The organism is Maribacter sp. (assembly GCF_039974175.1).
GTDB lineage: Bacteria > Bacteroidota > Bacteroidia > Flavobacteriales > Flavobacteriaceae > Maribacter_C.
In genome coordinates this window covers 1-11,429 of sequence record NZ_JBDWJN010000003.1, presented here as the reverse complement: position 1 = coordinate 11,429, position 11,429 = coordinate 1, and the positions used below count along the sequence as shown (strand labels likewise).

The following is an 11,429-nucleotide window of genomic DNA, read 5'->3' as shown; positions in this document are numbered from 1 at the left end:
AACACCTCAACTTGCAATCAACCACCAATTCTTCACCTTTGCAGTTCAGAAATAGTGCGTAATAACCCTAAACTATAATTACGAATCCTTATTTAATCTATTGTTTTGGTCTTTTCAAAGATTATTACCTGGGTTTTAAGGCTGTTCAAAATTTTATCATTAATATTTGCCAAAAATGTAAGCATACCAAATTAAAAACACTCACCGAATGAAAAAATGCCTTATTACGGGAATAACAGGTCAAGACGGAGCATATCTTGCAGAATTTTTGCTTAAAAAAAACTATCAGGTTCACGGCCTAAAGAGACGTTCATCATTGTTTAACACAGATCGCATTGATCACTTGTATCAAGATCCTCACGTTGAGAATAGGAACCTGCATCTCCACTATGGCGATATGACTGATAGCACGAATCTCATTCGCTTAATACAAGAGATACAACCTGATGAAATTTATAACTTGGCAGCAATGAGCCATGTTGCCGTCTCTTTCGAGACACCAGAGTATACGGCCAATGCAGATGGCATTGGTACACTTCGGATACTAGATGCTGTGCGTCTTTTAGGATTGGAGAAGAAAACTAGAATTTATCAGGCCTCAACATCCGAGTTGTACGGAAAAGTTCAAGAAGTGCCACAATCGGAGACTACGCCTTTTTATCCGAGAAGTCCCTATGCAGTCGCAAAAATGTATGCATACTGGATTACGGTCAATTATCGTGAGGCTTATAAAATGTTTGCCTGTAATGGTATTTTATTTAATCATGAATCCCCGATACGGGGCGAAACTTTCGTGACAAGAAAAATAACCCGGGCAACCTCAAGGATTGCACTAGGATTACAAGATAAGATATACTTGGGTAACCTAGATGCTAAAAGAGATTGGGGCCACGCCAAAGATTACGTTCGAATGATGTGGATGATTCTGCAAGCCGACGAGCCAGAAGACTGGGTGATCGCTACTGGTAAAACAACTACAGTAAGAGATTTTGTAAAGATGAGTTTTGCTCAGGTTGGGGTCGAACTTGAATTTAAGGGTGTGGGAGAAAATGAGAAAGGATATGTCAAATCTTCTACTAACGCAAACTATCAAGTGGAGGTTGGCAAGGAGGTTGTCGCAGTAGACCCGCGTTATTTTAGACCTACTGAGGTTGATCTTTTAATAGGAGACCCTACTAAGGCAAATCAAAAACTTGGATGGACCCCCGAATATGATTTGGAGGCGTTGGTAAAAGATATGATGCAAAGTGATTTGAAGTTAATGAAAAAAGACACTTATCTAAAACAAGGTGGGTATCGTACGATGAATTATTTTGAATAAGATGCAAAAGAACGCCAAAATTTACATCGCAGGTCATAGGGGATTGGTAGGAAGCGCTATTTTAAAAAACCTCAGAGCTGACGGTTTCCATAATTTCGTTTTAAAGACCCATGCAGAGCTAGACCTTACCGATACTCAAGAAGTAGCTAATTTTTTCAAAAAGGAAAAACCTGAATATGTATTCTTGGCCGCTGCGAAAGTAGGTGGTATAGTGGCCAACACTACCTACAGAGGCGAATTTATTTACGATAATTTGATGATTCAGAACAATGTGATACATCAAAGTTATTTGAATAATATCAAAAAACTACTCTTTTTAGGTAGCACCTGTATTTATCCAAAAGAGTGTTCGCAGCCTATGAAGGAAGATTACTTGCTCACTGATATACTAGAATACACCAACGAGCCTTATGCTGTCGCAAAGATTGCGGGCATCAAACTTTGTGAGAGCTATAATCTGCAATACGGAACTAATTTTATTTCCGTAATGCCTACAAATTTATATGGCCCAAACGACAATTTTGACTTGGAAAAATCGCATGTTCTTCCCGCACTTATTCGAAAAATGCATCTGGGAAAAGCACTGCAAATGAATGACTGGAGTACAGTGCGTAGCGACTTGAATAACTTGCCAATCAATGGAGTGGATGGTCAAGCAACAGAAGCAAAAATAATTGCCGTTTTAGAGAGTTACGGGATTACGAAAACGCGAGATACGCTATCAGTTGAAATATGGGGAAGTGGTAAGCCTATGCGCGAGTTTCTCTGGTCTGAAGACATGGCTGATGCATGCGTCTTCCTCATGAAGCATCGCGATTTTAAAGATACCCATGAGTTTGGTCAAAGAGAAATTCGAAATACCCATATTAACATAGGCACTGGGATTGATATTTCTATTAAAGATCTTGCTGAAACGATTAAGGAAATAGTTGGATTTGAAGGCGAACTAAAATTCAATACCGAGAAGCCAGATGGCACTATGAAAAAACTGACAGATGTTACCAAATTGCATGATTTAGGTTGGAGACACAAGATTGATCTTAGGGAGGGTATTGAAAAGAATTATGGTTGGTATCAGGAAACCTTTATAAAATAGACGGTCAATAGTTATAACGGCATAAGTTTATGGAAGCATCTCAAAGGATAATCTTCAATACAGGAATAACTTATCTGCGTTTTATCATTACGATCTTCCTGGCCTTTTATACCACACGTATTACCCTTCAGGTGCTTGGAGTTAAAGATTTTGGATTGTTCAATGTAATAGCTGGTATTGTGGCTATGGTAACCTTTTTAAACACTGCCTTGGCCCAAGCAACACAGCGATTTTTGTCCTTTCATATAGGATCAAAGGATATTGAAGAGGTTAAAAAAGTATTCGCCAACAGCATTATTATTCACGCTGCATTGGCCTTCGTCTTATTGATTGGTCTCGAGCTTGCTGGGGTATACTATGTAAATAACATTCTAAATGTAGACCCTGAAAGATTATTTGCTGCAAATTTGCTATTGCAATTCTCTATTATAGCGACCTTGTTAACCATCATTTCGGTGCCTTATGACGCATTGCTATTTGCCCATGAGAATATGCTGTTTATTGCTATTTTGAATCTGTTTGATGCAGTGGTAAAACTTAGTATAGCTCTTGGCTTGTTGTATTTTCAGAACCTGTCTTTTGATAAATTAATCACCTATGGCTTCCTTTTAATGGCATCTTCATTAACTAACCGTATTATTTTGCAGATCTATGTGCGAAAAAAATATCGTGCTACTAACGTGGCGAACGTTTTTAAGGAGTTTAACAAGGAAAAAATTAAAGAACAGGCTTCATTCGCTAGCTGGAATTTACTTAACGTTTTAGGGTATATCGCTCGAAATAGTGGTTTAGCACTAGTATTAAACGCCTTTTTAGGCACACGTATAAATGCTTCCTATGCTATTGGTGCCCAAATATCTAATCAGGCTCGTTTTTTCAGCAATACGTTATTTCAGGCCGTCAATCCTCAGATTATTAAGAATGAAGGAGGTAACAATCGAAAATCGATGGTTCGACTGGGTCTTTTGGGTTCAAGATACGGCGCGCTCCTAATTAGTTTATGTGCAATACCGATAATATTTCATATTGATATTTTGCTAAAATTTTGGTTAAAGGAAATTCCTGAATATACCTCTATGATAGCTATTATTATGTTAATTACGGTTATATTGAATCAGCTTACGTCAGGCTTAGAGACTATTGTGTATGCTATCGGAAAAATTAAAACCTATTCTATAGTTCTAAGTAGTATTAAAATTATGGCGGTACCTGCTGCGATTGTTATTCTATACCTAGATACACCAAATGCGGTTTTTTATGTTTTTTGCAGCCTAGTAGTAATAGAGGTTTTGACCTTGTTATTCAGAATCTTTTATGTGGTGTCAAAGAAAGTAGCTACCGTAAATGAATACTACAATATGGTTTTTAAGCCAATTTTTATCTCCATATTGGTGTATATATTCCTAAACTATGGAATTGCTAGATTTATTGAAAACCCCTTAACTAAACTAATTGGCGTTCTAGGTAGTATTTTCTGCTATTTATTTTTAATTTATCAGATTACCTTGGAAAAGAAAAACAAGATTTACATAAAGGAGAAAGTACGAACGATGTTTCAAAATAGGAAAGCATAGATTTCAAAATCAATAACAATGAGCAAGAAAAAAATATTGTTTGCACATCATGCCGGTGGTTTTGGAGGAGCGCCGAAAAGCATGAGTTATATTATAAAAGGTCTCGATCAAGACAAATATGATGCGCATTTGCTAAATATAGCTCAGGGTCCAATCAATGCGTTTTTTGAAACATTACCCTGTGAGCTAACGGTGCCTAAAAAGGGAATAAGACCGTTCAATGGCTCTTACGTTGTTGAGAGTAATTTGTATCATTATCTCTATGGCTGGTTTTTTCTACTTCCAAGTATTTTCTTAGCGTATAGACACATTAAACGTATTAAGCCAGACCTTATCCACATTAATTCTTCGTGTATTTTTGCCTTTGCTATAGCTGCCTATCTCTGTGGAGTTAAAACCATTTGTCATGTAAGAGAACCTATCAGAAAAGGCTGGGAAGGCTGGCCACTGCGCTTTTTTTGTAAAATTTTCGTATCTGGGTTCATTGCCATTAGCCAGTTTGATTTAGACTCGCTACAGTTACCAGAAAATACCGATAAGCCATATGCCGTGATTTATAATTTTGTAGAAAAGTTTGATCTAGAACCAACGAATCTTGAAAGCCCGTTTCGAAGAGAACTTGGAATAAGTAAATCAGATACCCTATTTCTTTATCTTGCGCGATTTTCTGCAAGCAATGGTTGGATGGAATTGATTGAAATGGCTAAAGATGTTCTTCATACAAGAACCGATGCCCATTTTGTGCTTGTAGGAGCAAATAGCGAAGAACATTTAGTCTCTACAGGGCACCAAAACATTCATATTTTAAAATTCAGATCTGATGTTGATGAACTATTAAGGGCTTCAGATGTTTTTGTTTGTCCTTTTACACTACCACATTTTGCGCGGGGAGTAATAGAATCTGCTGCCTATGGTAAGCCCAGTATCGGGTCAAACATAGGAGGAGTAAATGAGCTTATCAAAAATCAAGTAACCGGTTTTCTGTACGAAACGAAGGATGATTTTAAAAAATCATGTTTACGCTTGTTAGAAGATGAAGGCTTAAGAAAATCAATGGGTTTAGAGGCATTTAAATTTGCAAAAGAAAATTTCGACCCTGATAAAAATTTAAAACGCACCTATGAGTTTTACACGAATTTTATAAAATAGCTATGCTAAAAAAGCTGAGGATATATTTCTTTATAGTTTATAATTTGTTAAAGTTTTCTGCGAACAAAAAAATTAGGTTTGGCTCAAAACTCCGATGTTATGGAAGTGTTGAAGTAGTTATAGGAACCAATTCTAAACTCGAAATAGGTGATAATTTTACCCTTACTAGTGGTGGTATGGTTAATCCACTAGGAAGAAATATTAAATCGGCAATTCGCATAGATAATGGAGCAAAAATACGAATTGGTAATCAGGTTGGAATGAGTTGTGTTGTTTTATGGGCCAAGGGTCAAATTGATATCGGCGATAACGTTATGATAGGTGCAGATGTTATGATCTTAGATTCAGATATGCACTCTCTAAATTACATGAATCGGAGAGATTTTCGCACAGATGCCTCTGATGCAAAAGTGCTTCCCATCACCATTGGTAACGATGTTTTTATAGGTACGAGAAGTATTATTTCTAAAGGCACAAGTATTGGTGACCGGTCTATTGTCGCTGCAGGAAGTGTGGTAACCAAATCGATACCCGCTGATGAAATTTGGGGTGGAAATCCAGCCCTGTTCTTAAAAAAAATTCAACACTAGCCCATGAATGTTCTCTTTTTTGAATCAGAGATTACGGGTCACCATTCTGAGTATATCGATCATATGGTAGCACATTTATTGCGCAACCCAGATGACCATACTTACCATTTTGTTGTTCATCCTGATTTCGAGAATCGATTTCCGAATATTGTTGAAAATGCAAATAAAAGTAAAGACATTAATTGGCATCAAATACAACGTGAGCATATAACATCGTTGGAGACATTATCCATTGCAAAGAAGTCTTTTGAAGAATATCATTTGGTTGAGAATTTCGCGGAAAGACTTCGGGCGGATATGGTTTATCTAATGCACTTTAATACCTTTCAACTGGCTTTAGCCTTGAAAAGATCGCGATTCAAAATCAGAGGTATCCTTTTTAATCAGTTTTTAAGAATGACTCCAAAAACTTGGAGTGAAAGGCTAACATATTATCGTAAGTATTGGGTTACCAAGTTGTATTGTATGAATCCAGCTATTGATAAGGTTTTTGTTCTGAATGATTTAGATGCCGTGCTTGGATTCAATAAAAAGTTCAATACAAAAGTATTTAGTGTTTTGTATGATCCCATCCCCAATTTATCCCCTCTTAAAGACTTTGACATTCATAGTACTTATGACATAAGGCCTGAGAACGAAATTTTTCTCCATTTTGGCTCTTTAGCTTCAAGAAAAGGCACTTTTGAGGTTTTAGAGGCGGCATCATTGCTTCCCAAGGCCCATCAAAGAAAAGTTACGATACTATTGGTTGGAAAGCCTGAAAACAAAACTACTGAACAGCAAATTTCAGCACAGATTCTAAGCAACCGAAAACGCTCAGATGTTCAAATTATTTGGGAGAATAGTTTTGTTTCCAACCAGACCATGAAAAGCCTATTTTTACAATGTTCAGCAGTGTTGATGCCGTATAAAAACCCCGAAGCTTCTAGTGGTATTCTAGGGCACGCAATCGCAGCTAAAAAACCTGTGATAACAACTGGTAAGGGTCTGCTAAAGGAACTTGTAGAAGAAAATAACTTTGGAATTTTACTTGAGGAAGTAAAACCAATGACTGTCGCAAAGGCATTTCTTAAAATACGTGATATTAGGACCACTGATTTGGCATATGAAACTTACCTTAAGAGACATACCACTAATGAATTTTCGACACAGTTGTTAGCGCAATTGGAATAAAGATCTCTTAAGAAAGTTTAACCAATTATGAACAAGATGATACATAGATTGCAAAACATTTAAAAAGGGTGAAAGCAGAACTGTTAGACAAATTTTTCAGCAAGTGCGTTTACGCCATATCCTTCTTTCTTTTTAGTGGGTTTTATGCAGTGTTGGCATTGGCAATTACCTTTTTTGGATCTGGTGGCAGTCGCTTGGTAACAGTTCCTATGCGTTTGTTAACCACTACCTTGATGCTGGTAGTAATTGCCCTAACTTTTTTGAAAAAAAGAGAACCACAACAAAAGCTTCAAGTCGTTAATTTTATTTTTTTACTGTTTTGGTCATTCTATTTTTTAAAAATATTCTGGCACTGGAATAGTGGTGAACCGCTAAGGTCAGCATGGTTCGAATATATCTTTTATGCAATCAATTTTGCCATCCTCCCTTTTTATATGTTTGGTAGAATTTCATTCGCCAAACATAAAAAAACCATAATCGATGCCTTGATTTTTTCGGGTTTTGCTATGGGCGTTACTACCCTATATCTTTATAAAGATATTCTAATGGCAGGTGTTTCTAGAATAAATCTATACATATATCAAAACCCAGATTTTGAAAGCCTGAGCCCCTTATCACTTTCCTATGCAAGTGTTCTTACCATAGTGCTGTGTGTTTACCAACTACTCTACAGTAATCGAAAATTGAAGACATATCGCATCTACCTTTTGCTAACTATTGGACTTTCACTTGTAATGTTTTTGTTGGGCGCTTCAAGGGGATCTTTGTTGGGTCTAGCGGTTAGTATTTTGTATCTGGTTATTCAGTCAAATTACAAAATGAAAATAAAATGGGTAATTCTTGTAATCGGGTTTATTCCTATTTTTATTTGGAGTGTAGCAGTATCTGGCAGCTCAATAATTGAAAGGACAACTAGTGCCATTGGTGGCGGCTCTACTGGGCGTGAAGAATTATGGTCTAATGCTTTTAGTGAGTTTATTGCCAACCCGATAGTTGGGGGCAGAATTGAAATTGGGTTCTATCCGCATAACATGATTTTAGAAATTCTTATGGCTACAGGTCTTATAGGGTTATTGATCATATCAATACTATTTGTCAAAGGATTTATTAGAATTTCATACCTGCCCAAATTAGATAGTGACTATTTATGGGTGGCAATCATTTTTTTACAAGGTTTTTGTCAATACTTCTTTTCAGCGGCCTTGTACCAATCTACCTTGGTTTTTTTCCCTTTAGGAATAATTCTCGCTGCCCAAGGCAAGAAAAAACATGAAAAAATGGATAGCGAGCTTGAGCTGAGAAAATAGTTGGCCGTACTATGAATCGGATGGATGTTAATTAAGGAATGTAAAATGAAAAATGTACTTATAGTATACCATTATATTGCACACTACAGGTTGCCGTTGTATCGGATCTTGTCAAGAAGTGATTCACCCAGTTATACGTTTTGTTCAGGAACCAAATCGGAAATTAGTATAAAGAAGGCTGATGTAAAATTGGCTGAGATGCCGGTTTCAGAAGGCGGTATAAAATGGATACTTATAAAGAATTGGTGGTTGTCAAAACCTTTTCTAATTCAGTTTTCTGTATTAAAATTGAGCTTATCTAGAAAGTACGACACCATTGTTTATCTAGGCGTAATGTATTACTTAAGCACTTGGATTGGGGCAATTCTAGCAAAAATGACCGGAAAAAAAGTAATTTTTTGGACCCATGGTTTTCTGAAGGAAGAGAATAATCTCAAGGGTTTTATAAGAACACTGTTTTATAGACTAGCAGATGAAATTCTTGTCTATGGACAAAGGGCAAAGGATATTTTGATTTCGAAAGGTTTTGAAGCTTCCAGAATTAAGTTAGTATATAACTCGCTAGATTATGATAATCAACTTCACATAAAAGCCAAATATCAAAATGATAGCATAACGGAATTGTTCAAAAACCCAAACCTTCCAACAATTGGTTTTATTGGTCGCATTACACCAACAAAAAAGATAGGGATGCTGCTAGAAATGTTGCAACAAATAAACAAGGGTGATCAAAAGATCAACCTGCTGATTATAGGGGGCGGGGAACAAGAAGAAATGCTAAAAAAGAAGGCTCAAGAACTCGAGCTTGAAGATTATACCTTATTTTATGGACCTTGTTATGACGAAGTAATGATATATAAGTTAATGCAAACTATGAAGGTGATTGTTTCTCCCGGCGAAGTAGGGCTGACTGCAATTCATGCTTTGACTTATGGAATACCTGTTGTTACGCACAATAGATTTGATAAACAAGGGCCCGAGTTTGAGGCGATTATACCTGATAAAACAGGAGATTTCTTTGAGTATGAAGATTTAGAAAGCATGAAAAATATCACCCTCAAATGGCTTTTGGAAAAAGATAAATCGCTTATTGAAAAAGATTGCAATAATGTAATCGACAATTACTATAACCCATATGTACAAAAGAAAATATTCGACAGTGTTGTATGAAACTACGTAATTCCTTACATATTAGGAGAAATTCCAAGATCTCTAAATTCGCCAAAATATATGCGTTTTCTAAAATAAGTAATTCTAAAATTGATGATTATACTTATGTGAGTTTTAATTGTACTATAAACTGCTGTGAAATAGGGAAATATTGTTCTATTGCCAGTGGAGTGAAAATTGGTTTAGGAAAGCATCCCACCAATTTTATTTCAACAAGCCCTATGTTTTACGCTCCCAAAAACCCGCTTGGTAACAGCACGGTCGACGCTCCTGCCTTTGTAGAACATGAAAAAGTATATCTCGGAAATGATGTATGGATCGGTGCCAACGTAGTAATTCTTGATGGAATCAGTATCGGTGATGGTGCTATTGTTGGAGCAAATAGTATAGTAACTAAAGATATTGAACCCTACAGTATTGTAGGAGGAGTTCCCGCAAAGGAAATTAAGAAACGATTTTCAGACGAAATAATCAATAAATTGAACCTACTTCAATGGTGGAATTTGCCTTTCGCTTTTTTCAAGCAAAAACATGTGAAAGAAGTTTTTTCCAAACCGCTTGACGGCGGTACTATAGATCTTTTACTTGAGGCGGTAAAGGAGTACCAAAATCGTACTTGACATACAATCTCCTAGGGATAATTATACAAAATGAAAAACGGCCAATGAAAATTTCTGTTATAACAGTTTGCTATAATAGTGCTGACACTTTAGAAGTGACCATAAAATCTGTAAAAAAGCAGACGTATCAGCACATTGAATATATTATCATCGATGGTGGCTCTACAGATGGCTCTGTTGAAATTATCAAGCGTTATGAGACCTTTGTATCAAAGTGGGTTTCCGAACCAGATAGTGGTTTGTACGATGCTATGAATAAAGGGGTGCGCATGGCCACAGGTGACGTTATCGCACTAATTAATTCTGATGATTTGTTCTGTGATGACCTTGCCTTGGAGAAAGTGGCAAAAATCTTTACCCGGCAACCAGAACTAGATTCGGTTTATGCTGACCTCTTTTATGTTGCTCAATTTGATACCAACAAAATCGTGAGAAGATGGAAGACTGGAAAACAAAGAAAATTTAGACAAGGTTGGCATCCTGCACATCCAACCTTCTATGTTCGCCGAGAAGTCTATGAACAATACGGGCTTTTTAATTTAGATTTTAGATTGGCTGCAGATTTCGAAATTATGCTTCGTTTTTTGGAAAGGTATAAGATTTCCACTTTTTATTTAGAAGAATCGTTAGTAAAAATGAGGTTAGGAGGTGCAACCAATCAGAGTTTAAAAAATATCAAAGAAGGTAATTTCGAATGTTTACGTGCCTTCAAAGTGAACAATTTGGAAGTAAACTCAGTGTTGTATCCATGCTATAGACTATTGCCAAAAATACTTCAATATTTCAAACCAAATCGCTAGTTTTTGAACTTTAATTCTATGAATTTTAGAAATTAAACTCGTTGAAATACCTTAAAACATTGATGTAAAGCGTATTTCATCGAAAATCCGCCTTCGGGTAAACTAAATTTTCGGAATTGGCGTATACCTTTTATTACCCGGAATTCATTCTACATACGACGCATTGATCCATACCAATTCGTTAGTCAATTCATGGGTATCTATTCAAACCTAGTGCTTATGAAAAATTATTTTAGTAAAATGACGACTACCTTTTTGGCCCTTATCCTCTTTTTAATTCAACTTGCATGTGAAAAAGAACCTGCAACTACCAAAACTGAAGATGCCGAAGATGTGGTGGCTCAGCTTGATGAGGAAGATACGGAGCAAGAGGACGAAGAGAGTGAAGAAGAGAGTGAAGAAGAGAGTGAAGAAAATGAGTATGTGGTACCTGAAGGCAGTTATTATGTAGCTACGAATGGTTCTTCTAGTAATGATGGTCTATCGCTGTCGACAGCCTGGAGTATAGAATATGCTTTTACCAATGCGCAAGCTGGTGACCATGTATTTATTAAGGCTGGCGACTATGGTAACGTTAGGTTACAGCCTGGTAATGGAGGTACTTCAAGTAATCCTATTCGTTTTATCGG

General features: G+C 36.6%; 9 protein-coding genes and 2 pseudogenes. All 11 read left to right on the top strand.

Going from position 1 to position 11,429, the window contains the following annotated elements:
- Positions 1-208: 208 nt before the first annotated feature.
- The gene (gene gmd / locus ABJN95_RS01160; RefSeq protein WP_348368152.1) at positions 209-1,321 is read left to right on the top strand and encodes a GDP-mannose 4,6-dehydratase; all 1,113 of its coding nucleotides are present in this window, start codon (positions 209-211) and stop codon (positions 1,319-1,321) included.
- A 1-nt stretch (position 1,322) separates the two neighbouring features.
- Positions 1,323-2,417: a GDP-L-fucose synthase gene (locus ABJN95_RS01155; protein ID WP_348368151.1), complete on the top strand. Its 1,095-nt coding sequence runs from the start codon at positions 1,323-1,325 to the stop codon at positions 2,415-2,417.
- Positions 2,418-2,446: 29 nt separating this feature from the next.
- Complete coding sequence (locus tag ABJN95_RS01150) at positions 2,447-3,991, top strand: oligosaccharide flippase family protein (RefSeq protein ID WP_348368150.1); 1,545 nt, start codon at positions 2,447-2,449, stop codon at positions 3,989-3,991.
- Between the two features lie 18 nt (positions 3,992-4,009).
- Positions 4,010-5,140 (top strand): glycosyltransferase family 4 protein, encoded by a 1,131-nt coding sequence (locus ABJN95_RS01145; RefSeq protein ID WP_348368149.1) that lies wholly within the window; start codon positions 4,010-4,012, stop codon positions 5,138-5,140.
- A gap of 176 nt (positions 5,141-5,316) precedes the next feature.
- Entirely contained in the window at positions 5,317-5,730 is a 414-nt protein-coding gene (locus ABJN95_RS01140; RefSeq protein ID WP_348368148.1) for an acyltransferase, read from the top strand.
- A gap of 3 nt (positions 5,731-5,733) precedes the next feature.
- Positions 5,734-6,903, top strand: coding sequence for a glycosyltransferase (locus ABJN95_RS01135; RefSeq protein WP_348368147.1), 1,170 nt, complete (start codon positions 5,734-5,736; stop codon positions 6,901-6,903).
- A gap of 68 nt (positions 6,904-6,971) precedes the next feature.
- Positions 6,972-8,210 (top strand): O-antigen ligase family protein, encoded by a 1,239-nt coding sequence (locus tag ABJN95_RS01130; RefSeq protein ID WP_348368146.1) that lies wholly within the window; start codon positions 6,972-6,974, stop codon positions 8,208-8,210.
- 45 nt (positions 8,211-8,255) lie between these two features.
- A complete protein-coding gene (locus tag ABJN95_RS01125; RefSeq protein WP_348368145.1) occupies positions 8,256-9,380 on the top strand; it encodes a glycosyltransferase in 1,125 nt (374 codons plus the stop codon).
- Between the two features lie 299 nt (positions 9,381-9,679).
- Positions 9,680-9,889: pseudogene (locus tag ABJN95_RS01120) on the top strand (CatB-related O-acetyltransferase); the annotation flags it as partial.
- A 155-nt stretch (positions 9,890-10,044) separates the two neighbouring features.
- Positions 10,045-10,800 carry a glycosyltransferase family 2 protein gene (locus ABJN95_RS01115; protein WP_348368144.1) on the top strand — a complete coding sequence of 252 codons (756 nt, stop codon included), beginning with the start codon at positions 10,045-10,047 and terminating at the stop codon, positions 10,798-10,800.
- A gap of 219 nt (positions 10,801-11,019) precedes the next feature.
- Positions 11,020-11,429 (top strand): annotated as a pseudogene (locus ABJN95_RS01110) (hypothetical protein); the annotation flags it as partial.

What these genes read in the sequence shown, in the direction of transcription:
- gmd (WP_348368152.1), top strand. Translation starts at nt 209, where the DNA reads ATGAAAAAATGCCTTATTACGGGAATAACAGGTCAAGACGGAGCATAT.
- ABJN95_RS01155 (WP_348368151.1), top strand. Translation starts at nt 1,323, where the DNA reads ATGCAAAAGAACGCCAAAATTTACATCGCAGGTCATAGGGGATTGGTA.
- ABJN95_RS01150 (WP_348368150.1), top strand. Translation starts at nt 2,447, where the DNA reads ATGGAAGCATCTCAAAGGATAATCTTCAATACAGGAATAACTTATCTG.
- ABJN95_RS01145 (WP_348368149.1), top strand. Translation starts at nt 4,010, where the DNA reads ATGAGCAAGAAAAAAATATTGTTTGCACATCATGCCGGTGGTTTTGGA.
- ABJN95_RS01140 (WP_348368148.1), top strand. Translation starts at nt 5,317, where the DNA reads ATGGTTAATCCACTAGGAAGAAATATTAAATCGGCAATTCGCATAGAT.
- ABJN95_RS01135 (WP_348368147.1), top strand. Translation starts at nt 5,734, where the DNA reads ATGAATGTTCTCTTTTTTGAATCAGAGATTACGGGTCACCATTCTGAG.
- ABJN95_RS01125 (WP_348368145.1), top strand. Translation starts at nt 8,256, where the DNA reads ATGAAAAATGTACTTATAGTATACCATTATATTGCACACTACAGGTTG.
- ABJN95_RS01115 (WP_348368144.1), top strand. Translation starts at nt 10,045, where the DNA reads ATGAAAATTTCTGTTATAACAGTTTGCTATAATAGTGCTGACACTTTA.